At 64.6% G+C, this 23163-nt stretch carries 25 protein-coding genes; 20 read left to right on the forward strand and 5 right to left on the reverse strand.

Annotation, left to right across the window (positions count from 1 at the left end; all coding sequences use genetic code 11):
• The first annotated feature begins 40 nt into the window (after window positions 1-40).
• The 6 genes from G7044_RS13515 to G7044_RS13540 are packed head-to-tail and all read left to right on the forward strand — an operon-like array spanning window position 41 to window position 7280.
• Window positions 41-982: an ABC transporter permease gene (locus tag G7044_RS13515; protein ID WP_166329724.1), complete on the forward strand. Its 942-nt coding sequence runs from the start codon at window positions 41-43 to the stop codon at window positions 980-982.
• Complete coding sequence (locus G7044_RS13520) at window positions 979-1794, forward strand: ABC transporter permease (RefSeq protein WP_166329726.1); 816 nt, start codon at window positions 979-981, stop codon at window positions 1792-1794. Before G7044_RS13515 ends, G7044_RS13520 begins: the two co-directional genes overlap by 4 nt.
• On the forward strand, window positions 1791-3374 hold the full coding sequence (locus tag G7044_RS13525; protein WP_166329728.1) for an ABC transporter ATP-binding protein: 1584 nt from the start codon (window positions 1791-1793) through the stop codon (window positions 3372-3374). The genes G7044_RS13520 and G7044_RS13525 overlap by 4 nt, the downstream gene beginning before the upstream one ends.
• Window positions 3371-4813, forward strand: a complete 1443-nt coding sequence (locus G7044_RS13530; RefSeq protein ID WP_166329730.1) for an aldehyde dehydrogenase family protein — start codon at window positions 3371-3373, stop codon at window positions 4811-4813. Before G7044_RS13525 ends, G7044_RS13530 begins: the two co-directional genes overlap by 4 nt.
• 27 nt (window positions 4814-4840) lie before the next feature.
• A complete protein-coding gene (locus G7044_RS13535; protein ID WP_166329732.1) occupies window positions 4841-5704 on the forward strand; it encodes an endonuclease/exonuclease/phosphatase family protein in 864 nt (287 codons plus the stop codon).
• A gap of 46 nt (window positions 5705-5750) precedes the next feature.
• Complete coding sequence (locus tag G7044_RS13540) at window positions 5751-7280, forward strand: ATP-dependent DNA helicase (RefSeq protein ID WP_166329734.1); 1530 nt, start codon at window positions 5751-5753, stop codon at window positions 7278-7280.
• Between the two features lie 11 nt (window positions 7281-7291).
• Here the strand turns inward: G7044_RS13540 and G7044_RS13545 are convergent, their stop codons facing one another.
• From G7044_RS13545 to G7044_RS13555, 3 genes are read right to left on the reverse strand one after another with little or no spacing between them, the layout of a single operon-like run.
• The gene (locus tag G7044_RS13545) at window positions 7292-7780 is read right to left on the reverse strand and encodes a hypothetical protein (RefSeq protein WP_166329736.1); all 489 of its coding nucleotides are present in this window, start codon (window positions 7778-7780) and stop codon (window positions 7292-7294) included.
• A 37-nt stretch (window positions 7781-7817) separates the two neighbouring features.
• On the reverse strand, window positions 7818-8618 hold the full coding sequence (locus G7044_RS13550; RefSeq protein ID WP_166329738.1) for an EcsC family protein: 801 nt from the start codon (window positions 8616-8618) through the stop codon (window positions 7818-7820).
• Window positions 8611-9213, reverse strand: coding sequence for a GNAT family N-acetyltransferase (locus G7044_RS13555; RefSeq protein WP_166329740.1), 603 nt, complete (start codon window positions 9211-9213; stop codon window positions 8611-8613). The genes G7044_RS13550 and G7044_RS13555 overlap by 8 nt, the downstream gene beginning before the upstream one ends.
• A gap of 79 nt (window positions 9214-9292) precedes the next feature.
• On the opposite strand from G7044_RS13555, the gene G7044_RS13560 reads away from it, so the two are divergent.
• Genes G7044_RS13560 through G7044_RS13570 form a run of 3 tightly spaced genes read left to right on the forward strand, consistent with a single transcriptional unit; the run spans window position 9293 to window position 11320 of the window.
• Window positions 9293-9892: a flavin reductase family protein gene (locus tag G7044_RS13560; RefSeq protein ID WP_166329742.1), complete on the forward strand. Its 600-nt coding sequence runs from the start codon at window positions 9293-9295 to the stop codon at window positions 9890-9892.
• Entirely contained in the window at window positions 9889-10425 is a 537-nt protein-coding gene (locus G7044_RS13565; RefSeq protein ID WP_166329744.1) for an adenine phosphoribosyltransferase, read from the forward strand. Before G7044_RS13560 ends, G7044_RS13565 begins: the two co-directional genes overlap by 4 nt.
• A 55-nt stretch (window positions 10426-10480) precedes the next feature.
• The gene (locus tag G7044_RS13570; RefSeq protein ID WP_166329900.1) at window positions 10481-11320 is read left to right on the forward strand and encodes a DMT family transporter; all 840 of its coding nucleotides are present in this window, start codon (window positions 10481-10483) and stop codon (window positions 11318-11320) included.
• On the opposite strand, the gene G7044_RS13575 is transcribed toward G7044_RS13570, so the two are convergent.
• Window positions 11315-12943, reverse strand: coding sequence for an MFS transporter (locus G7044_RS13575; RefSeq protein ID WP_166329746.1), 1629 nt, complete (start codon window positions 12941-12943; stop codon window positions 11315-11317). The two genes, G7044_RS13570 and G7044_RS13575, sit on opposite strands and share 6 nt — an antisense overlap.
• 108 nt (window positions 12944-13051) lie before the next feature.
• Window positions 13052-13306 carry a GlsB/YeaQ/YmgE family stress response membrane protein gene (locus G7044_RS13580; RefSeq protein ID WP_166329748.1) on the reverse strand — a complete coding sequence of 85 codons (255 nt, stop codon included), beginning with the start codon at window positions 13304-13306 and terminating at the stop codon, window positions 13052-13054.
• A gap of 314 nt (window positions 13307-13620) precedes the next feature.
• Between G7044_RS13580 and ndhC the strand changes: the two genes are divergently transcribed.
• The 11 genes from ndhC to nuoG all read left to right on the forward strand — a co-directional run bounded on the left by ndhC (window position 13621) and on the right by nuoG (window position 23161).
• The gene (ndhC, locus tag G7044_RS13585) at window positions 13621-13986 is read left to right on the forward strand and encodes an NADH-quinone oxidoreductase subunit A (protein WP_166329750.1); all 366 of its coding nucleotides are present in this window, start codon (window positions 13621-13623) and stop codon (window positions 13984-13986) included.
• An 86-nt stretch (window positions 13987-14072) separates the two neighbouring features.
• Window positions 14073-14591 (forward strand): NuoB/complex I 20 kDa subunit family protein, encoded by a 519-nt coding sequence (locus tag G7044_RS13590; protein WP_166329902.1) that lies wholly within the window; start codon window positions 14073-14075, stop codon window positions 14589-14591.
• 5 nt (window positions 14592-14596) lie between these two features.
• Complete coding sequence (locus G7044_RS13595; RefSeq protein ID WP_166329752.1) at window positions 14597-15223, forward strand: NADH-quinone oxidoreductase subunit C; 627 nt, start codon at window positions 14597-14599, stop codon at window positions 15221-15223.
• 65 nt (window positions 15224-15288) lie between these two features.
• Window positions 15289-16524 carry an NADH-quinone oxidoreductase subunit D gene (locus G7044_RS13600; protein WP_166329754.1) on the forward strand — a complete coding sequence of 412 codons (1236 nt, stop codon included), beginning with the start codon at window positions 15289-15291 and terminating at the stop codon, window positions 16522-16524.
• A gap of 145 nt (window positions 16525-16669) precedes the next feature.
• Window positions 16670-17719: an NADH-quinone oxidoreductase subunit NuoE gene (gene nuoE / locus G7044_RS13605; RefSeq protein WP_166329756.1), complete on the forward strand. Its 1050-nt coding sequence runs from the start codon at window positions 16670-16672 to the stop codon at window positions 17717-17719.
• A gap of 30 nt (window positions 17720-17749) precedes the next feature.
• Entirely contained in the window at window positions 17750-18661 is a 912-nt protein-coding gene (locus G7044_RS13610; RefSeq protein ID WP_166329758.1) for a hypothetical protein, read from the forward strand.
• Window positions 18661-18888: a DUF5337 domain-containing protein gene (locus G7044_RS13615; protein ID WP_166329760.1), complete on the forward strand. Its 228-nt coding sequence runs from the start codon at window positions 18661-18663 to the stop codon at window positions 18886-18888. The genes G7044_RS13610 and G7044_RS13615 overlap by 1 nt, the downstream gene beginning before the upstream one ends.
• Window positions 18889-18898: 10 nt before the next feature.
• Entirely contained in the window at window positions 18899-20194 is a 1296-nt protein-coding gene (gene nuoF / locus G7044_RS13620; protein WP_166329904.1) for an NADH-quinone oxidoreductase subunit NuoF, read from the forward strand.
• A gap of 9 nt (window positions 20195-20203) precedes the next feature.
• A complete protein-coding gene (locus G7044_RS13625; protein WP_166329762.1) occupies window positions 20204-20629 on the forward strand; it encodes a hypothetical protein in 426 nt (141 codons plus the stop codon).
• Between the two features lie 88 nt (window positions 20630-20717).
• On the forward strand, window positions 20718-21119 hold the full coding sequence (locus G7044_RS13630; RefSeq protein WP_166329764.1) for a DUF5333 domain-containing protein: 402 nt from the start codon (window positions 20718-20720) through the stop codon (window positions 21117-21119).
• Window positions 21120-21130: 11 nt separating this feature from the next.
• The gene (nuoG, locus tag G7044_RS13635) at window positions 21131-23161 is read left to right on the forward strand and encodes an NADH-quinone oxidoreductase subunit NuoG (protein ID WP_166329766.1); all 2031 of its coding nucleotides are present in this window, start codon (window positions 21131-21133) and stop codon (window positions 23159-23161) included.
• The last annotated feature ends 2 nt before the right edge of the window (window positions 23162-23163 follow it).

Raw genomic sequence — 23163 nt, forward strand, 5'->3', positions numbered from 1 at the left:
GGGGCTTGCCCGCCCGCGGGCTCGGCCCTAGCCTTCGGTCATGCTGCGCTATTTAACCCGCCGGATGCTTTCGCTTGCGCTTGGCCTGCTGGTCGCGTCGGTGGTGATTTTCCTGCTGGTGGAAATGGTTCCGGGCGACCCCGCCACCTTCATGCTGGGTACCGGCGCCCAGCCCGACACGCTGGCGGCGCTGCGCGCGCAGCTGGGATTGGATCAGCCCCTGCCGCTGCGATATGCCAATTGGCTGGGCGCGGTCCTGACCGGCGATCTGGGGCATAGCTTTACCTATAAAACGCCGGTGGCGGGGATGATCTGGGACCGGATGCAGGTGTCGATGCCGCTGGCGCTGATGGCGCTGGCACTGGCTGTGATGATCGCCTTTCCGGTCGGGCTTTACGCGGCGTCCCGGCGCGGTCAGCCGCAGGATACGGCTGTGATGGGGCTGACGCAGGTGGGCATCGCCTTGCCGAATTTCTGGTTCGCGATGCTGCTGGTGCTGCTGTTCGCGGTGCGGCTGCGCTGGCTGCCTGCGGGCGGCTTTCCCGGTTGGGATTACCCCGTCGCCGCCCTTCGCGCGCTGCTGCTGCCGGCGATTGCGCTGGCGCTGCCCCAGGCGGCGATTCTGGCGCGCGTGCTGCGGTCCTCGCTGATCGAGACGATGGACCAAGACTATATCCGCACCGCGCGCGCCAAGGGCCTGACGCGCGGCCAGACGCTGCGCCGCCATGCCCTGCGCAATGCGCTGATCCCGGTGCTGACCATTCTGGGGATGCAGTTTTCCTTTTTGATGGCAGGCGCAATCATCATTGAAAACGTCTTTTACCTGCCCGGCCTTGGGCGGCTGATCTTTCAGGCCATCACCCAACGAGACCTGATCGTGGTGCAGTCCGCCGTGCTGGTGCTGGTCGCCGCCGTTATCGCCGTCACCTTCCTTGTCGATCTGGCCTATGCTGCCGTCGATCCAAGGTTGCGTCGCAGATGAGATGGACCCTTATTATCGGTGCCGCTCTGGCGGGTCTGGCGGTGCTGGCGGCGGCAGTGTCTTTCGTGTGGACGCCTTACGACATCACCCAGATGGCGGTGGCCAACAAGTTGCAGCCGCCATCCGCCGCACATTGGCTGGGGACGGACCATTTCGGGCGCGACATCCTGTCCATGGTGATGCTGGGGGCGCGCACCTCGATCGCCGTCGCGCTGGTGGCGGTGGGGATCGGCATCGCCCTTGGCGTTCCTTTGGGGCTGATCGCCGCCGCCAATAAGGGCGGCTGGCTGGACGAGGTCATCATGCGCGGCAATGACCTGATCTTCGCCTTCCCCTCGCTGGTCATCGCCATCCTCATTACCGCCGCCTTCGGGCCAAGCGCCATCAACGCGATCATCGCCATCGGCATCTTCAACATCCCCGTCTTCGCACGGGTGACGCGGGCCGGTGCGCTGCCCGTCTGGACGCTGGACTATATCCGCGCCGCGCAGGTTGCGGGCAAGGGCCGCAGCCGCATCAGCGTGGAACACGTGCTGCCCAATATCCTGAACCTGCTGATCGTGCAGGGCACCATCCAGTTCAGCCTTGGGATATTGGCCGAGGCCGGCCTGTCCTATGTCGGCCTTGGCGCGCAGCCGCCGACGCCCAGCTGGGGCCGTATGCTGGCCGAGGCGCAGACCTTCGTGACCCTCGCCCCCCATGTCGCCATCATCCCGGGCCTTTGCATCGTGGCGACGGTTCTGGGCCTGAACCTGTTGGGTGACGGGTTACGGGACGCGCTTGATCCCAGGTTGAAGGTGATGCGCGCATGATCGAAACCCGCGACCTGTCCGTCACGATCCACGGCCATACGGTGCTGCGCGATGTGGATCTGAAGCTGGCGCCCGGCAAGATCACCGGGCTGGTGGGCGAATCCGGCTCTGGCAAGTCGATGACGGCGCTGGCGATCATGGGGCTGCTGCCGCGCGGATCGAAGACGGGCGGGCAGGTGCTGCTGGATGGGCAGAACCTGCTGGATCTGCCGGAACGGCAGATGTGCAGAATCAGGGGCAGCCGCATCGGGATGATCTTTCAGGAACCGATGACCGCCCTGAACCCCCTGATGAATATCGGGGATCAGGTGGCCGAGGTGCTGCGTATCCACCAGAACATGCCGCGCGAACAGGCGCTGCTGCGCGCCCGCGACCGGCTGGACCGCGTGGGCCTGCGCGCACCGCGCTTTCCGCTGACCCTGTACCCGCACGAGCTTTCCGGCGGTCAACGCCAACGCGTGGCCATCGCATTGGCGATTGCCGAGGCCCCGGATCTGCTGATCGCCGACGAACCCACAACCGCGCTGGATGTGACGACACAGGCGCAGATCCTAGACCTGCTGCGCGATCTGGTGGCAAGCGAGGGCATGTCGCTGCTGCTGATTACCCATGATCTGGCCGTGGTGGCGGGCATTGCCGACCACGTCGCGGTGATGAAGGCGGGCGAGATCGTCGAGGAAGGCGAGACCGAGGCGCTGTTCCGCGGCCAGACCCACCCCTATACGCGCGACCTGTTCGCCGCCTCGCGCCATGTTCCGGCGCGGGTGGCGGCGGCGCCTGACGACACGCCGATCCTGTCGGTCAGGAACGCCGTGCGCGAATATCTTCTGCCGCGCCTGTCCGCCTTCGCGCCCCATCCGGTGCTGCGCGCCGTCGATGGCGTCAGCTTCGACATTCAGGACGGTGAATCGGTCGGTTTGGTCGGCGAATCCGGCAGCGGAAAATCGACGCTGATCCGCGCTGTGCTGGGCCTCGATCCGCTCAGCGAGGGCGAGATCAGGCTGGACGGCACCAGCGTCGCGGCGGGCCTCTCGATGCCGCCCGCGCTGCGCGCCAAGATGCAGGCGGTGTTTCAGGACCCCTTCGGCAGCTTCGATCCGCGTTGGCGCGTTGACCGGCTGGTGTCGGAACCGTTTCATCTGACCGGTCGCCCCGATGACTGGCGGGACCGCGTGGCGCAGGCGCTAAGCGATGTGGGGATCGAGCCGTCCATGTCGCGCCGCTATATCCACGAGTTTTCTGGCGGTCAGCGCCAGCGCCTTGCCATCGCCCGCGCGCTGATCATCCGCCCGCGTCTGATCGTCCTGGACGAGGCCGTCAGCGCCCTTGACGTCCGCGTCCGTGCGCAAGTGCTGGACCTGCTGGCCGATCTGCGCCGCAGCCACAACATCGCCTATCTGTTCATCAGCCACGACCTTGGCGTCGTGCGCGGCGTCACCGACCGCGTGCTGGTGATGGAGGCAGGCAAGATCGTCGAACAGGGCGCGACCGCGCAGGTGATGGACGCCCCCGCCCACCCGACGACGCAAAGGCTGATGCAGGCCATGCCCGAAATCCCCCAGGAATGGAGCGCCGCATGACGAAACCATGGTTTGATCCGTCAGAAATCCTGATTGGCGGGCAATGGCGCCGCGCCGGGGCCACGCTACCGGTCGAAGATCCCTCGACCGGTCAGAGCTTCGCCGAAATCGGGCGCGGCACTGCCGCCGATATTGATGAGGCCGTGGCGGCAGCCGAGGCCGCGCGTAACAGCGAATGGGGCCGGCTGACCGCGACCGAACGCGGACGTATCCTGACCCGGATCGGTCAGGCCGTTCTGGACCGTACCGAGGAGTTGGCGCAACTCGAATCCCGCGATGTCGGCAAGCCGCTGAAACAGGCCCGTGCCGATGCGCTGGCGCTGGCGCGTTACATGGAGTTTTACGGCGGTGCTGCCGACAAGATCATGGGCGAAACGATTCCCTATCTGGACGGCTATACCGTCTGGACCCTGCGCGAACCTCATGGCGTGACCGGCCATATCGTGCCGTGGAATTATCCCATGCAGATCATCGGGCGGTCCGTCGGGGCGGCGCTGGCAATGGGCAACGCGGCGGTGTTGAAACCGGCCGAGGAAGCCAGCCTGACCGCGCTCGCCTTCGCCCGGATCGCGATGGATGCAGGGCTGCCGCCCGGCGCGTTGAACGTGGTGACGGGCTTGGGCGAAGAAGCGGGCGCGGCGCTGTCGTCCCATCCGGGCGTGCATCATGTCAGCTTCACCGGCTCGGTCGGGGTTGGGACGCTGATTCAGCAGGCCGCGGCGCGGAACGCGGTGCCGGTCACGCTGGAACTTGGCGGCAAGTCGCCGCAACTGGTGTTCGCGGATGCCGATCTGGACCGAGCGCTGCCGTTTCTGGTCAACGCGGGCGTGCAGAATGCCGGGCAGACCTGCTCGGCCGCGTCGCGGATACTCGTCGAACGGTCGCGCCATGATGAGGTTGTGGCGCGCATGGCCGAGGCTTACCGTGCCCTGCGCGTCGGCCCCGCGCTGGATGATCTGGAGGTCGGGCCGCTGATCTCGGCCCGGCAGAAGCAGATTGTCGAGGGCTATCTTGCGCAGGCGGGCGACCTGGACGTCGCCGCCCGCGCGCAGATCCAGTCCGACGCACCCGCAGGCGGCCATTACGTCGCCCCGCATCTGCTGGCCGGCGTAGGCAGCAATCACCGCCTCGCGCAGGAGGAGATCTTCGGTCCCGTTCAGGTGGTGATCCCCTTCGATGACGAGGATCACGCCATCGCCATCGCCAACGGCACCGAATACGGGCTGGTCGCCGCCGCCTGGACGCAGGACGGCCCGCGCGGGTTGCGCATGTCGCGCAAGCTGCGGGCAGGGCAGGTGTTCCTGAACAACTACGGTGCGGGCGGCGGGGTCGAGCTGCCTTTCGGTGGCACAGGCAAATCCGGCCATGGCCGCGAAAAGGGTTTCGAGGCGCTTTACGGCTTCTCCACGCTCAAAACCGTGGCCGCCTGGCACGGCTAGGGCTGTCTCTGTTCATGTAGGTTAAAGATGCGTCTGTTTTTTCAGCTTCTTGCGGTTCTCACGCTGATCCCGCTGGCGGCCAGCTATGCCGGGCGGTTTCACCCGCTTGGCGATTCGCTGGCGGTGTTTCGTCCGGCCATGGCGCTGGCGATGCTGGTGCTGGCCTTCGCCTTTCGTCGCTGGTGGCGCTTGGGGGTGCTGGCACTGGGACTGGCGGCGATTGGCCCGATCCTGTGGATGATGCGGCCCGGTCTCTCGGTCGATCCGGCCATCACCGTTTACCAGAAAAACCTGCTGTTCAACCGAGGCGAAGCGACGGCGCTGATCGAAGATTTTCGCGCCTCGGGCGCAGAAGTGATCCTGCTGCAGGAACTGAGCGAGCGAAATCTGCCGATTGCCGAGGCGATGCGGGACAGCCACCGCTATCAGATCCTGTGCCCCGCCCATAGCGTCGGGCGGGTGGCGATCCTGTCGGTCTATCCTTTGTCGGATGAATATTGCGCCGAAAATGCCGGCTTCACCTCGGCCCGCGTCCAGCATCCGGCGGGCGCGTTCACCGCCGTCGCGCTGCATCTGCACTGGCCCTATCCCTTCGGTCAGGAAGCGCAGGTGAACCGGGCGATGGCTGATCTGGCCGGCATGGCCCGCCCGATGATTCTTGGCGGTGATTTCAACATGGTGCCCTGGGCCGGTGCGCCGGGCCGCATCGCGCGGGCGACGGATACGCGGATCGCCGGGCCGATCCGTCCGACGCTGTTCGTGAAGGCCTATCCCCTGCCGATCGACCATGTGCTGGTCCCGGCTGGCACGGACGCGGTTCTGGAACGCCGCCCGCGTCTTGGATCGGACCATTACGGCGTGCTGGCGCGGATCGGTTCCCTTGATCGCTAGGCCAACGCGCCTTTCCTTCCTGCCCGCCCCGCGCTAGGCACAGCGCATGAGTTTGCCCGCCCTTTCCCCCGATCAGGCCGAAGCCTGGGACAGCCTGTCCGAGGTGCTGGCCGCTGCCGGCATCGACTTGACGGCCGAGGAAATCATGCCGCCCCAGCCCGGCAAGGCGCGGGTCATGGCGGTGATCGGCAAGGCGGGGTCCGGCAAGACCATGATCCTCGCCGCCCTGACCAAGGCCCTGCGCGAGGCGGGCGTCGACATCATCAGCGGCGATTACGAGGGCAAGAAGCGTAAGGAACGCCGCACCGTCGCGGTGCTGGCGCCGACCAACAAGGCGGCCTTCGTGCTGCGGATGAGGGGCGTGCCGGCGACGACGATCCACCGCATCCTCTACACGCCGGTTTACGATCCCGAATATGAAAGGATCGCCGATTGGCTGACCGGCAGCGGTGACCGGCCCGTGATCGAGGGGCTGAGCGATGCGGCCCTCGACCGCGCGAAGCTGTTCTATGACCTCCATGCCTCGATCCCCGGCGCGCTGGCGGCGGCGGGCTTGCGCGGGTCAGACTTCATCAACGGCTGGAAACGGCGCGAGGATGGGCTGGATATCGGGCTGATCGACGAATCCTCGATGCTGGACGAACGCCAGTTCGACGACCTGCGCGAGATCTTTCCGGTGCTCATCCTGTTTGGCGATCCGGCCCAGCTGGCCCCGGTCGGCCAATCGGGCGAGATGGTCTTTGACAAGCTGGCCGCGCCGCAGCGGCTGATGTTAAGCCGCATCCACCGGCAGGCAGGCGACAGCCCGATCCTGGATCTGGCCCATGCGCTGGCGGATGACAGTCTTGATTTCAACGGGTTCGAGCGGATGGTTCGCGATGCCGCCGCCCGCGACGACCGGGTGATCTGGGCCGAACGCGTCGAAAGCGACCTGATGTCGCGCTCGCCCGTGCTGGTCTGGCGCAACGCCACAAGGATCCGCCTGATCACCGCCTTTCGTGCCGCTTACGGCGCGCCGGGCGATCAGCTTCTGCCGGGCGAGCCGCTGATCTGCGACGGGCTGGAACTGCCCCTGAAGCACCGCAACAAACGCATTGATCTGGAGGCGCGGGGCCTGATCAAGGGCGCGCAGGTCATCTATCTCGGCCCCGGCAAGAAGCCCGGCTTTTCGCGGCTGCATGTCATTGGGGCCGAGGATCCGCGCCTGTCGGCAGCCAGCATCGTGAAGATTGAAACCCCGGACGAGGAAGAACCCTTCATCCCCTTCGCCGCCCGCATGGGCGCAAGCTTCCTGCATGGTGCTGCGGTGACGATCCACAAGGCGCAGGGGTCGCAATGGCCCGATGTGCAGGTCTTCGGACCCGACATTTCAGCGGCCGCGTGGTCGGGGCGCAACGAGGCTGGGATCCCGCTGTGGAAACGCCTGACCTATGTCGCCATCACCCGCGCGCAGGAACGCCTGCACTGGGTGACGCGGGCGCGGCTGGCGCGCCCGTCGGGGCCGCTGGGGATCGAGGATCTGACCGTCCCGGCCTCGCCACTGGAATTGCAGCTGGCCGAAACAGGGGAGAGCTGAGGGTTCGGGCGCTATGTCGCGGCAGTCGCGGCCAGCTTGGCACGACGCTTCCGGTGAGCGGCGTCGGCGCTCCCCCTGAAGACGACTGTTGTGAAGAGCATGCAGACCTCGCCAGTGACCAGCAGCGTCGACAGCGCCCGAGCCATCATCGACGAGTTGATGCCAACGGGGCCGATCTCAGGCAGGTAGGGAACCTGCCCGCCCAAAAGCCAGACTGCCAGCATTCCGGTAACGATCAGTATCGCGGAAATCAGTCCGAAGACCAGCGAATAACCCCAGGTGGCCGTGCAGCCGGCCTGCCTGGCAAAGCTTGTCCCAGCCGCATGCCCAGCGATTGCCAGCACGATGATCGGCGCGAATGGCAACAGGATATCCTCGCCCAGAAAATTCAGGCTGGCGAGCCTCAGCCCATATGCGATGAGCGCCAGCGGAACAAACGCCCCGGCATAGATGATCAGCGGCCTCCCCATACTCGTCGGGCGGATATCATTGTCGGGCAAGAGGCGCTCCTGTGGGGAAAGGTCGGGGAGAAGGCGGTCAGGCGCTGCGCTTGCCGGCCAGTTTCTTGCCTTCCAGTGTCTCGATTCGCAGGATCAGGCGTTCGGCAAGTGCCTCGCGCGGGATGCCGGTTTCCCTGGCAAGCCGCAGCAGGCCGAACTGGACGCGGGCAAGTTCCTGATAATAGCGCGCGAAGATATAGTTGATCGATGCGCCCGCCGCAGCACCCAGCACCGGCACCACTTGCGCACCGGCCTTGGCCAGCACGCGGCTGGCGATCTGTGGGGCGAATTTGGTGATCAGCCCCTGCAAGGTGCCGCCGCTGATCGCCACGCGCGTGGCCAGAAGCGCGGTATCGGTGCTGTCATCTTCTTCCAACGGACCGCCGGTGGCGAAGATGCGCAAAGCCTCGGCGCGGATTTCGTCGCTGTCGACATCCAACCCGTGTTCGTCGGCGATTTCCAGGATAGCGCGTTGAAGGATAGTCACGGTCACGGGCAGCTCGATAATGGTGCCGGCGATCCCGGCCGCGCCTCCGACGGCACCGGCGGCGGTGGTGCCCAGCCGGTTGAACCAGTCGCCGCGGTTTCCGACCACCCTGCGCGAGGCTGAAGCCGCGTTGAAGCTGCGCTTCAGCGCTGCCGCAACCGCCTTGTCCAGCCGGTTGCGCATGAAGCCGGGAACTATCTTCATCAGCGCCTCGCCGCCGTCGCCGACGCGGTCGAGGATGTCCATCCCCAGCCCGCGCGCGGCGATATAGCGATGCGCCAGCCGGTCGATCTCGGCCAGCACGCTGGGGTCGGTGATGGGGGGCAGGACATATTGCTGGCGTTCAGCCATGCGGCGTTTCCTTTGCCGGATCGGCCGGCTGGCAGTCGGGCCTGCCGGACAAATCCTCATGCGCGAGGGCTGTGTCAGGGTCGGTCTCGCGCGCGACCTGACCCTGTATATCAACCCATGCGCCGGGCTGAAGTTCCAGCCCCAGCACCCGATCGGGGTTGGTGGGGGGCGGCATTTCGACGTGATCCAGTTTCTGGAAGCCAAACCGGGAATAATAGGGCGCGTCGCCCACCAGCATGACCCGCGCCCAGCCCATTTCCGCCGCTCGATGCAGGCTTTCGCGCATCAGCCACGCGCCCAGACCCTCGCCCTGTGCGGTGGGGTGGACGGCAATGGGGCCAAGCAGCAACACTTCTTGCCCAGCGACGCGTACTGGCCAGTAACGGATGGCGGCGCGTATGGTGCCGTCCTGGCGCAGCAGCAGGCACAGGTCGCGCACCGGATCCACCCTGTCGCGCAGGCGATAGGATGACAGCGCCGTGCGTCCCGGTGCAAAGCAAAGGTCCATCAGGGCCTCGACCTCGTGCCAGTCCTCGGGCTGTTCTTCGCAGATATCCACCGCATTCCCCTGTTCGCGCTGCTGGATGCGTAACATGAACGCCGGCAGTTGCAAGAATGGGGTGGACCCGGCGACAGGGCGGGGGCAGGATGCGCCCGCGCGCGAAGGAGATCTCATGTTCTATCGACCCGAAAATGGCCATGGCCTGCCCCACAACCCCTTCAACGCGATCATCGCGCCCCGGCCGATCGGCTGGATCTCGACCCGTGGGGGCGATGGCGACAATTTGGCGCCCTACAGCTTTTTCAACGCGGTCGCCTATACGCCGCCGCAGGTTATGTTCGCTTCGACCACGGCGAAGGACGACCGTCCGAACATGAAGGACGCGCTTGCCCATATCGTTGAGTCGGGCGTGTTCTGCGTCAACATCGCCTCGGCCGTGCTGATCGACCAGATGAACGCCTCCAGCGCCACGCTGCCCGCCGGCACCAGCGAGTTCGAGGCCTGCGGGATCGAGGCCGCCGAATGCAGCACCATCGACTGCCCGCGCGTGGCGGCAGCGCCCGCCGCGCTGGAATGCCGGATGACGCAGGTGCAGCGGCTGGCGGGGCCGGCGAACTGGCTGGTGCTGGGCGTCGTCACCGGCGTGCACCTGCGCGACGACTGCATCCGCGACGGGCGGTTCGATCTGTCCCGCGACGGCTGGCTGGCACGCATGGGCTATCGCGACTATGTGGCGGTCCACGAAACGTTCGAGCTGGAGCGCCCGGAATGACGCAGAAGACCGTCAAGGATTACATCCGCAGCATATATGACTTCCCGCATGAAGGGATCATCTTCCGCGATGTGACCACGCTGTTTGCCGATGCGCGCGGGTTTCGGATGGCGGTGGATCAGTTGCTGCACGCCTATGCCGGGAAAAAGATCGACAAGGTTGTCGGGCTGGAAGCACGGGGCTTCATCCTTGGCGGGGCGGTGGCGCATCAGCTTTCCGTGGGCTTCGTGCCGATCCGCAAGAAGGGCAAGCTGCCCGGCACGGTGATTTCCGAAGCATATGAGCTGGAATATGGCGAGGCGGTGATGGAAATCCACGACGACGCCCTGAAACCGGGTGAACGCGTGCTGATTGTCGACGACCTGCTGGCCACCGGCGGCACGGCCGAGGCCGGGATCACGCTGTGCCGCCGTCTGGAGGCCGAGGTGATCGGCTGCGCCTTCGTCATCGACCTGCCAGAACTGGGCGGGCGCAAACGGCTGGAAGCGATGGGTATGCCTGTCCACGCGCTGACCGAATTTGAAGGTGCGTAAGACGCAGCCGACGGTCGCGACTGACGACAGGGCGAACCTGGTTGGCAGTCTGTGGATGGTCGCGGCCATGGCGGCTTTCGCGGTCGAGGATGTGTTCATCAAGGCCGCCGCGCGAACGCTGCCCACGGCTGAGATTCTGATCCTGTTCGGTCTTGGCGGCGCGGTGCTGTTCGCAGTGATTGCGGCGTTAACTGGCCAGCGGCTTTTTTTGCGCGATGTTCTGTCGCCCGTCATGCGCATCCGGATGCTGTTCGAGATCGTTGGCCGTCTGTTCTATGCACTGGCGATCACGCTGACGCCGCTATCGGCGGCGACGGTCATCCTGCAGGCGACGCCGCTGGTCGTGGTCGCTGGGGCGGCTCTGGTCTTTGGCGAAAGGGTGGGGCCGCGGCGTTGGTTGGCGATCCTGATCGGGCTGGTGGGCGTCGTCATCATAATCGGGCCGGGAACGGACAGCTTTTCTGTGCTGTCGATCCTTGCTGTTATCGGGATGTTGGGCTTCGCCGGGCGCGATCTGGCCAGCCGGGTCGCGCCGCGCGGGCTGGGCACGGCGATTTTGGGCTTTTACGGTTTCCTGGCCATTGTCATCGCCGGGGCGATCTATGTCCCCTGGGGCGGGGGCGCCTTCGTGGTGCCGGGACTGACTGCGTCGCTCTGGCTGGCGGGCGCGGTACTGGCGGGGATCGCCGCCTATGTTTGCCTGATGAAGGCGATGCGCACGGGCGAGGTGTCGGCGGTGACGCCCTTCCGCTATACCCGCCTGCTGTTCGGTATTGCCTTTGGGGTGTTGCTGTTTGGCGAGGCGCTGACGCCGGCCATGCTGACGGGATCGGCGTTGATCGTCTGTTCGGGTCTGTTCATCGTCTGGCGCGGGAAGGCGCGGCAGGTGTCATAGCACGTCGATCTTGCCCCGCAGCGGCACATCGGCATGGGACGAGACATCATGCCGTTCAATCAGGCGATGGACTGGCGGGTCGCCCTCGTCGCGGTGCAGGCGATGAAGTGCTTGGGTGACCTCGCTATCGGTCACGGTGCGGCGGGTGTTGTGGCGGATGTAATCGTCCCAGGTGGCGATATGATAGCTTTCCGACCAGTGGTCGGGCTTTTCCAGATCGCGCAGCAGCACCCATGACCGCGCGCCATCGCGGCGGCGGATGTCGCGGCGCTGGATCATCAGGCGCAGGAATTCCTCGGTATCTTCGGGGGCGATGTGATAATCGACCATCACCATGATCGGTCCGGAACGCCCCCGCAGATCCAGACCCAGCACCGGCTCGCGGAAGCGGTTGGCGGGGGACAGGTCGGACTGGCTGAATTCCGGCATCGGCAGCGCCAGCCCGATCAGCGCCGCAAGAATCAGCCCCAGCGAGGCCCCCAGCAGCGCGGCTTCAAAACCGTAGGCCTGCGCGACCGCGCCCCACAGCCATGCGCCGGCCGCCATGCCGCCGAAGGTCACGGTCTGATACATCGCCAACGCCCGGGCCACGACCCAGCGGGGGGTGGACAGCTGCACGGTCACGTTGAACAGCGACAGCACGATCACCCAGGCCATCCCGGCCGGAAAGATCGCCAGCGCCTGCAGCCAGACATTGTCGGTCAGCGCGACCACGGCCGTTGCGGCGGCAAACAGGACCATGCCCACACGCACGATCCATTCGTTGTTCAGCCGGGCGCGGATGCGGGTATTGGTCAGCGCCCCGATGATTGCGCCCGCGCCAAAGCAGCCCAGCAGGATGCCGAACAGAAGCGATCCTCCCTCTGGGTGGGATTTCGCGACCAGCGGCAGCAGCGCCATCAGCGCCGCCGCCGACAGACCGAATGCGGCCGAGCGCGTCAGCACCCGCACCAGATTGGGCGACAGCGCGACATAGCGCAGCCCAGCCCCCACTGCGGACACGAAGGGCTCTCGCGCGATGGTGCGGGGCGGATAATCCGGCTTCCAGCGCAGCATCGCGACCAGCAGCGGGATATAGCTGAAGGCATTGACGATGAAGCCCATTGCCGCGCCCCAGGCGGCGACGATCAGGCCGCCCGCCGCCGGACCGACCGAGCGCATGAGGTTGAACCCCACCGAGTTCAGCGTCACCGCCTGCGGCAGGTCCTCGCGCGGGACCAGATCGCCCATGCTTGCCTGCCAGGGCGGGTTATACAGCGCCTGTCCCAGCCCGATCAGGAAGGTGAAGGCCAGCAGGCTCCACGGGGTGATCGCGCCGGACCACGCGACAAAGGCCAGCAGCGTCGACATCAGTGCCATGAAGCCGATTGCCGCCATCATGATCTGGCGGCGGTCGAAAATATCGGCAAGCGCGCCCGATACCAGCGCGAACAACATGATCGGCAAGGTGTTCGATGCCTGCACCAGCGCGATCAGCGTGGCGTTGCTGGTCAGTTGCGTCATCAGCCATGCCGCACTGACCGCTTGCACGAGGCCGCCGAAATTCGACACCAGCGTCGCCGTCCACAACGTGCGGAAGGCGGAGTGCCGAAAAGGGGCGAAGGTCGAACCGGAGGCTGGCATTGCGTCAACTTGTAGGTAAAAACGAGCCCCCGCAAGGTGCTTGCGGGGGCTTCAGATAGATTCATCGGATGTGGGCTTTGTCGCCGGCCAACCGGATCGCGGCGACGATCAGGTGGCGCGGTTAACCAGCCGCAACAGCACCAGCAGGATGACCGCACCGATGGTGGCGTAAAGGATCGACCCGATGATGTTGGTGCCTTCGCCGGCGCCCATGCCCAAGGCCGGGAACAGGAACGAGGCGATCAGTGCGCCGACGATGCCGACGACGATATTGACCAGCAGGCCCTGGCCGTGGCCCTTGACGATCTGGCCGGCCAGCCAACCGGCAATGGCGCCAACGATAATTGCTATGATAAGACCCATGCGCTTCCTCATAAGGGTTGGCCACCGTCTTCGGGCAGGGGCGTCCTGACCGGTGCGAAGGTGGCGATGACTGTCCTGCAACGCCAGTTTACCACCTAATGTTCCGTGAATAAACGGTTTCTCATTTGTTAACCGGCTTAGAAATGCCAGTTTGCCGTGCTATTTTAGGGTTTGAGCGAGGGTCGGGCTGCGCCAATTCGCAGCGGCTGAATCGTGCGCCGCTCAGTTGACCCTCTGATGCGCCGGGGATAAACGGGCATTAGCCCAACCCAAACGCAGCCGGGCCCGGTTGCGGCATAAGGGAGCCTAATCTCGTGGACTATCTGCTGTCCGAATATCTGCCGATCCTGGTGTTTATTGCCATGGCTTCGGCCCTCGCACTTATCCTGATGGCCGCTGCGGCCGTTCTTGCGGTGCGCAACCCCGATCCTGAAAAGGTATCGGCCTATGAATGCGGCTTTGCGCCTTTCGATGATGCGCGCGCCAAGTTCGACGTGCGATTCTATCTGGTCTCGATCCTGTTCATCATCTTCGACCTTGAAGTCGCCTTTCTGTTTCCTTGGGCGGTCGGCTTCCAGGGCCTGTCTGACATCGCGTTCTGGGGAATGATGCTGTTCCTGGGCGTGCTGACGGTCGGCTTTGCCTATGAATGGAAGAAGGGGGCGCTGGAATGGGCGTGACGAGCGATCAGAAAACCGGGCTGATTCAGCCCCAGTCGACGCTGCTCGGGCCGAATGTCTCGGGCCCCGGCGCGCTCGTGCCGGCCATGGCCAACAGCGCCGCCCCCGATCGCGACGTGCAGGTGCGCGAGCTGTCGGACGCGCTTCAGGACAAGGGGTTCCTGCTGACAACGACCGAAGACATCATCAACTGGGCGCGCAATGGTTCGCTGCACTGGATGACTTTCGGTCTGGCCTGCTGCGCGATCGAGATGATGCAGGTCTCGATGCCGCGCTATGACCTCGAACGTTTTGGGACCGCGCCGCGCGCATCCCCGCGCCAGTCGGACCTGATGATCGTCGCGGGCACGCTGACCAACAAGATGGCCCCGGCGCTGCGCAAGGTCTATGACCAGATGCCCGAGCCGCGCTATGTCATCAGCATGGGCAGCTGCGCCAATGGCGGCGGCTATTACCATTATTCCTATGCAGTCGTGCGGGGCTGTGACCGGATCGTGCCGGTCGACATCTACGTCCCCGGCTGCCCGCCCACGGCAGAGGCGCTGTTGTACGGCATCCTGCAATTGCAGCGCCGCATCCGCCGCACCGGCACGCTGACGAGGTAGACGACATGGCCATCTATCCCGATCTCGACACCCTGGCCGACCTGGCCGAGTTGATTCAGACCCGCTTTGCGGACGACGTGCAGGCGGCCGAGGTCGCTTTTGACGAACTGAACATCACGGTCGGCCTGTCGGGGCTGGTTCGGCTGATCGAGTTCCTGCAATCGGACACGAATTGCCGCTTCTCGACGCTGACGGACATCACGGCGGTCGACCATCCCGAACGCCCTGCGCGCTTTGACGTGGTCTATCAACTGCTGTCGATGTATCGCAATCAGCGCATCCGCGTGAAAACCGCCGCGCGCGAGGACGAGCTGGTGCCGACGATCACCGGACTGTATCCGGGCGCGAACTGGTACGAACGCGAAGTCTTCGACATGTTCGGGATCATGTTCTCGGGTCACCCGGACCTTCGCCGGATCCTGACCGATTACGGTTTCCGCGGCTTCCCGCTGCGCAAGGATTTCCCGACCACCGGCTATGTCGAGGTCCGCTATGACGAGGCGCTGAAGCGTGTCGTTTACGAACCCGTCCGGCTGACGCAGGAATACCGGCAGTTCGACTTCCTGTCGCCCTGGGAAGGGGCGAAATACGTGCTGCCCGGCGACGAGAAGGCGAAGGAGGCGGGCAAGTGACCCCTTTCTGCCACCGTGCCATTCAGGGCTGCGCGCGCCCGCGCGCCGCAGCAAAGGAGTAAGCCATGGACGGCGATATTCGCGTCAACAGCTATGATGACGGATCCGTGGACGCCCATACCGGCGAACAGGATATCCGCAACTTCAACATCAACTTCGGCCCCCAGCACCCGGCGGCGCACGGCGTGCTGCGTCTGGTTCTGGAACTGGACGGCGAGGTGGTCGAGCGCGCCGATCCGCATATCGGCCTGCTGCATCGCGGCACCGAGAAGCTGATGGAAAGCCGGACTTTCCTTCAGAACCTGCCCTATTTCGACCGGCTGGACTATTCCTCGCCGCAGAATCAGGAACATGCGTGGTGTCTGGCGATCGAGAAGCTGGCCGGGATCGAGCCGCCGCCGCGCGCCAAGATCATCCGGGTGCTGTTCGACGAAATCGGCCGGATCCTGAACCACCTGCTGGGCGTGACGACGGGCATGCTGGACATCGGCGCGCTGACGCCGCCGGTCTGGGGCTTCACCGCCCGCGAAGAACTGATGGTCTTCTGCGAACGCGCCTCGGGTGCGCGGCTGCACATGGCCTATTACCGTCCCGGCGGTGTGCACGAGGACCTGCCTGCGGGCCTTGTCGATGATATCGAGGCCTGGTGTGACGGCTTCCCGAAGCTGCTGGACGATCTGGAAACGCTGCTGACCGAAAACCGCATTGTGAAACAGCGGCTGGTCGATATCGGCATCGTCCACGAACAGGATGCGCTGGATTGGGGTTACACGGGCGTCATGGTGCGCGGCTCTGGCCTGGCATGGGACTTGCGCAAGTCGCAGCCCTATGACGGATATGAGGAGTATGATTTCCAGATCCCGGTCGGCAAGAATGGCGACTGCTATGACCGCTATCTGGTCCGCATGGCCGAGATGCGCGAGTCGGTGAAGATCATGCGTCAGGCCTGCGCCAAGCTGCGGGTGACCCCCGGCGACGTGCTGGCGCGCGGCAAGCTGGCCCCGCCCAAGCGGACGGCCATGAAGACCGACATGGAAAGCCTGATTCACCACTTCAAGCTGTATACCGAAGGCTTCAAGCTGCCCGCGGGCGAGGTTTATGCCGCGGTCGAAGCTCCGAAGGGCGAATTCGGCGTCTATCTGGTCAGCGACGGCACCAACAAGCCATACCGCGCCAAGCTGCGCGCGCCGGGTTTTGCGCATTTGCAGTCCATGGACTGGATGGCCAAGGGTCACATGCTGTCCGATATTCCGGCCTTCATCGCGACGCTTGACATCGTGTTCGGCGAGGTCGACCGGTGATGGCCCCCCGCCCTCCGGCAGATGCGTCGGTTGCGCGGAATTTTATCAGGGGGGGCGCCAATGGCGTCGCCTCCGCACGGATTAACGAGGAGCGGTTCGCACTGGAACGCGGGCCGCTGACCCTCAAGACGGAGACCTGCCGCTGATGCTGCGCCGCCTTTCCCCCATCCAGCCGGACTCGTTCGAGTTCACGCCAGCGAACCTTGATTGGGCGCGGGCGCAGATGACCAAATACCCCGAAGGCCGCCAGCAGTCGGCGGTCATCCCGATCCTGTGGCGCGCGCAGGAACAGGAAGGCTGGCTGACCCGCCCGGCGATGGAATATGTCGCCGACCTGCTGGGCATGGCCTATATGCGGGTGCTTGAAGTCGCGACTTTCTATTTCATGTTCCAGCTGTATCCGGTTGGTTCGGTTGCCAATATCCAGATCTGCGGCACCACGACCTGCATGATCTGCGGGGCCGAGGATCTGGTCCGCGTCTGCCGTGAAAAGATCGCGCCCAGCCCGCATACCCTGTCGGCGAATGGCAAGTTTTCCTGGGAAGAGGTCGAATGCCTTGGCGCCTGCGCCAATGCGCCCATGGCCCAGATCGGCAAGGATTTATACGAAGATCTGACCGCTGAAAAGCTGGCAGAGCTGATCGACGCGATGGAGGCCGGCGGCGTGCCGCGCCCCGGTCCGCAGGACGGACGCTTCTCGTCCGAGGCGAAAGAGGGCCAGAACGCGCTGACCAACCTGCTGCCGCCGGCCGAGGCGGCCAATGCCTCGGTCGCGCTGGCGCTGGAAATCGGCGACACGCTGAAACGCATTGACGGCACCGAGGTGCCGATCCTGACGCCGTGGCTGGGCAAGACCGCCAGCGCCGAGGTGGCAACCGAAGAAAAGATCATCGTTGCCGATACAGCCGCCGCCGCGGCCGAAGCGCAGGCCGAAGGGCGCAAGCCCGAAGGTCTGGCCGCGCCGCGCGACGGGCAGGCGGATGACCTCAAGGAAATCAACGGCGTCGGGCCGAAGCTGGAACAGCTTCTGCACCAGCTGGGCGTCTATCATTTCGACCAGATTGCTGGCTGGAGCTCGGACGAAATCGCCTGGGTCGACGCCAATCTTGAAGGTTTCCATGGCCGCGTGACGCGGGACGAATGGGTCCAGCAGGCCCAGAGATTTGTCAAGGAACGCAAGGGGACGGCCGACTAGAGTTAACCAGACGCCACACGGGGGTGAGAGATGCTGAAGAATGAATGCACGCGGAATTGCTGGCTGGCTGCGGCCGTGGCCGGCCTTCTGGTGTGGTTGTTCAACCTCTTTGCTGGCGGCTTCATCGCCGGGCTGCTGCTTGGGCTGATTGCCTTCTTCCTGATGGGCAATCTGCTGATCTGGCTCGTCTGCAACGGCGGCGGCGGCGTCACCGAAAGCGCCGAGGTTCTGGGCGAGCGCGCGACAGCCCATGACATCGGCGATGGCGGTGTGCTGGACCGGGCTGAGGACGCGATCGTCAATGCCGGAAATGCCTTTGCTGCCGGCACCGTCTCGGCCGTGGAAAAGGGCCGCGGCGCCCTGCACGACATGCGCAACGAGGCCCGCGAGGACCGCGAAAAGATGCGGAACGAGCGTTACGACGACAGTGACCGTGGCGAAGATGGCGACGATCTGGGTGATCGCATCCAGGAACGTCAGGAAACTGCCGACGCGCCGGTGAAAGAGGCGATGGGGGCGCTGGCTGCACGTGGCAAGACCGCGCCGGATGCGCCGAATGAGGAAGACACGCAGGTCAGTGACGACGCGGTTGAGATCGCGCAAGCCTCCTCGACCCCCGAGGTGACGCCTTTGCCAGCACCAGAGGAGGTTGCACCTGCTAAGGTGAAAGCGAAGGTTGCGAAGCCTGCATCAGGCGCTGACAACCTCAAGGAAATCAAGGGCATTGGCCCGCAACTGGAAAAGCTGCTGCATGACAACGACGTCACCAGCTTTGCCCAGATCGCAGCTTGGGACGATGCCGCGGTCGACCATTTCGCCGAGGTGATCGGCCGCATGGGCGGGCGCATCCGTTCGGATGATTGGGTCGGACAGGCGAAACTGCTGGCTGCGGGCCAAGAGACCGAGTTTTCGCGCCGCGTCGACAAGGGCGAGGTGTATTGATGGCCGATCAGGCCCGGCAAGATGCGGCGCAGATGCGTCTCGCGGCGATCGTGATGGCGGCGACTGGCATCCTGTGGCTGATCGCCAACTGGGCCGGGCAGCGTTATGGCTGGCCCGCGAAATATGCGTTCCTCGCGGATTTGGCCGCGATGGGTGGGTTTGTCTGGTCGCTGCTGGTGACCTGGCGTATCTGGCGGCGCAAGGCGCGGCCGGGCAAGGAAGGATGACAACTAAATGTTGCTGAAGGATCAGGACCGCATTTTCCAGAACCTTTACGGGATGGGCGACCGTTCCCTGAAGGGCGCGATGTCGCGCGGCTGCTGGGACAATACGGCAGAGCTCATCTCGCGCGGTCGCGACAAGATCATCGACGAGATGAAGGCTTCGGGTCTGCGCGGTCGAGGCGGGGCGGGCTTTCCGACCGGTCTGAAATGGTCCTTCATGCCGAAGGAATCGGATGGCCGCCCGGCCTATCTGGTCATCAATGGCGACGAATCCGAACCCGCGACCTGCAAGGACCGCGAGATCATGCGCCACGACCCGCATACCCTGATCGAGGGCGCGCTGGTGGCCAGCTTCGCCATGGGTGCGCATGCGGCTTATATCTATATCCGGGGCGAGTTCATTCGCGAACGCGAGGCGCTGCAACACGCCATCAACGAATGCTATGACGCGGGTCTGCTGGGGCCGAATGCGGCGAAAACGGGCTGGGATTTCGACGTCTACGTGAACCACGGCGCCGGGGCCTATATCTGCGGCGAAGAAACCGCGCTGCTGGAAAGCCTTGAAGGCAAGAAGGGCATGCCGCGTATGAAGCCGCCTTTCCCGGCGGGGGCGGGCCTTTACGGCTGCCCGACCACGGTGAACAACGTCGAATCCATCGCCGTCGTGCCGACCATCCTGCGGCGCGGCCCGGAATGGTTCGCAAGCTTCGGCCGCCCGAACAACGCCGGAACCAAGCTGTTCGGCCTGACCGGCCATGTGAACACGCCCTGCGTGGTCGAGGAAGCCATGTCGATCCCCATGCGGGAACTGATCGACAAGCATGGCGGCGGCATTCGCGGCGGCTGGAAGAACCTCAAGGCAGTGATTCCGGGCGGCGCGTCCTGCCCGATCCTGACCGCCGAACAGTGCGAAAACGCCATCATGGACTATGACGGCATGAAGGAATTGCGCTCCAGCTTTGGCACCGGCTGCCTGATCGTGATGGATCAGGACACCGACGTCATCAAGGCGATCTGGCGGCTGTCCAAGTTCTTCAAGCATGAAAGCTGCGGCCAGTGCACGCCCTGCCGCGAAGGCACCGGCTGGATGATGCGCATCATGGAACGTCTGGTCAAAGGCGATGCCGAGCCGGAAGAGATCGACATGCTGCTGGACGTGACCAAGCAGGTCGAAGGTCACACGATCTGCGCCCTTGGCGATGCGGCGGCATGGCCCATTCAGGGCCTGATCCGCAACTTCCGAGGCGAGATCGAGGACCGTCTGAAGGCGAAGAAGACAGGGCGCATGGGCGCTCTGGCGGCGGAGTAAGGGGCTAAGATGCATCGTCGCAAGCCATCCAACTTCACAGGAAAACGCGCGGTTTTGGCCAGCGCGTCTTTTGGGGTTACGATGCTGGGCGGCTGCGCGGTCGACTCTGGCACGTCGTTTGACCCCGTCTTTTTGACTGCGAACGACCTCGATCTGAAGATCTATTTCGAGCCCGAGCTGATGTATGCGCCGGTAGCCGCAATGGAAAATGACGACGGCACCGTCACCATAGTTGAACCCATCTACGTTCCGGGAGGCTTGGCCGTCGCGCGCCGGGACGGGCTTTCTTTGCAGGCTGAGGACGAGGCCGATGCGCGTGAAGCGGCAGCATATTATTGCGCAGAGCAGGGTGAACGCCCCATCACCGGTGGGATCGTAGAAATATCGGCCGAGATGCCGGTCCGTGTCTGGCAATTCCAGCATTGCTCGCCATGACCTTCACATCAAACTCACCCCACCGTGTCGGGCCGCTGGCAATCTGCTATGGTAAGGCATTCTCCATAAACAAATGGAGGCACGAGCCATGAAGAAACTGATCACACTCGCCCTGACCGCCGCGACACTGGCCCAGCCTGCGCTGGCGCTGGAGCCGCTGGCGCAGGAAAAATACGTGAACGACCGGCTGATCGCCGCGCGGGTTGCTGACCGCGTGCGCCGTGAATGCCCGTCCATCGACGCGCGCATCGTTTACGCCTGGAGCCAGGCGCGCGCGCTGAAACGCTATGCGCAGAATCAGGGCTATTCCTCGGCCCAGATCGACGCATTTCTGGACAGCAAGCAGGACAAGGCCCGGATCTATGCCGCGGCCGAAGACTATCTGACTCGAAACGGTGCGCGTAAGGGGGATGCCGAATCCTTCTGCCGTATCGGTAGGGCCGAAATCGCAAGCAAGTCGGTTGCCGGATCGCTTCTGGTGGCCAAGTAAGGACTGACGACATGGCAGATCTGCGCACAATCAAGATCGACGGCAAGGCAATCGACGTCGACCCCAACCTGACCCTTATTCAGGCCTGCGAACAGGCAGGGATCGAGATTCCGCGCTTCTGCTATCACGAGCGTCTGTCCATCGCCGGCAACTGCCGCATGTGCCTGGTCGAGGTGGTGGGCGGCCCGCCCAAGCCCGCCGCTTCGTGTGCGATGCAGGTCAAGGACCTGCGGCCGGGGCCGGAAGGCGCGCCGTCGGAAATCCTGACCAACTCGCCCATGGTGCGCAAGGCGCGGGAAGGGGTGATGGAGTTTCTGCTGATCAACCACCCGCTGGATTGCCCGATCTGCGATCAGGGCGGCGAATGCGACCTGCAGGATCAGGCGATGGCTTACGGCATCGACTTCAGCCGTTACCGCGAACCCAAGCGCGCGTCCGAGGATCTGAACCTCGGCCCGCTGGTCGAAACCCACATGACACGCTGCATCAGCTGCACCCGCTGCGTCCGCTTTACCACAGAAGTCGCGGGCATCAGCCAGATGGGCCAGACCGGCCGCGGTGAAGACAGCGAGATCACCAGCTATCTGAACGAGACGCTGAATTCGAACATGCAGGGCAATATCATCGATCTCTGCCCGGTCGGCGCGCTGGTGTCGAAGCCCTATTCCTTCACTGCCCGTCCGTGGGAACTGACCAAGACCGAAACCATCGACGTGATGGACGCGCTTGGCAGCAATATCCGCGTCGATACCAAGGGCCGCGAAGTCATGCGCATCCTTCCGCGCAACAATGACGGCGTGAACGAGGAATGGATCAACGACAAGACCCGTTTCGTCTGGGACGGTCTGCGTCGTCAGCGGCTGGACAAGCCCTATATCCGTGAAAATGGCAAGCTGCGCCCCGCCACCTGGGGCGAGGCGCTGAATGCCGCCGCTGCCGCCATGAAGGGCGCGAAGAAAGTCGCCGGTCTGGTCGGCGATCTGGCCCCGGTTGAGGCTGCCTTCAGCCTGAAACAACTGGTCGAGGGTCTGGGCGGCAATGTCGAATGCCGCACCGATGGCGCGAAGCTGCCGGTCGGCAACCGCTCTGGCTATGTCGGCACGGCCAGCATCGCGGATATTGACGGCGCGAAGATGATCCAGCTGATCGGCACCGACCCGCGCAGCGAAGCGCCGGTGCTGAACGCCCGCATCCGCACCGCCTGGACCAAGGGTGCCAAGATCGGGCTGATCGGTGCGCCGGTCGATCTGACCTATGACTATGCCCATGTCGGCGACGACCGGGCGGCGCTGGAAGGCCTGTCCTCGGCCGAAATCACCGAGGAAACCCGCAACAAGCCGACCCTCGTGATCGTCGGGCAGGGCGCCATCCGCGAGGCCGATGGCGAGGCCGTTCTGGCCCATGCGATGAAGCTGGCGGAAAACAGCAACTCGAAACTGCTGGTACTGCATACGGCGGCCTCGCGCGTAGGTGCGATGGATGTGGGCGCGGTGACCGAAGGCGGGCTGACCGCTGCGGTCGACGGTGCGGATGTGGTCTTCAATCTTGGCGCGGACGAGGTCGACATCGCACCGGGGGCCTTCGTGATCTATCAGGGCAGCCACGGGGATCGCGGCGCGCACCGGGCCGACATCATCCTGCCGGCCGCCTGCTATACCGAAGAAAACGGCTTGTTCGTGAACACCGAAGGCCGCCCGCAGCTGGCCATGCGCGCGAATTTCGCGCCGGGCGTGGCCAAGGAAAACTGGGCGATCCTGCGGGCGCTGTCGGCGGAATGTGGCAAGACCCAACCCTGGGACAGCCTTGCCGGTCTGCGCCGCGAGATGGTCAAGGCCGCCCCCGTGCTGGTGCAGGTCGATCAGGTGCCGGTCAATGAATGGCAGCCGCTGCCCGTCCGCGACATGGGCAAGGCCGATTTCCAATATGCGATCAAGGACTTCTATCTGACCAACGCGATTGCCCGCGCATCCAGCCTGATGGGCGAGCTGTCGGCCATGGCTGCGGCACGTGCCCAGTTGGGCGGCGCGCTGGCTGCGGAGTAAGG

The sequence above is a fragment of the Paracoccus xiamenensis genome (assembly GCF_011308835.1).
Lineage (GTDB): Bacteria > Pseudomonadota > Alphaproteobacteria > Rhodobacterales > Rhodobacteraceae > Paracoccus > Paracoccus xiamenensis.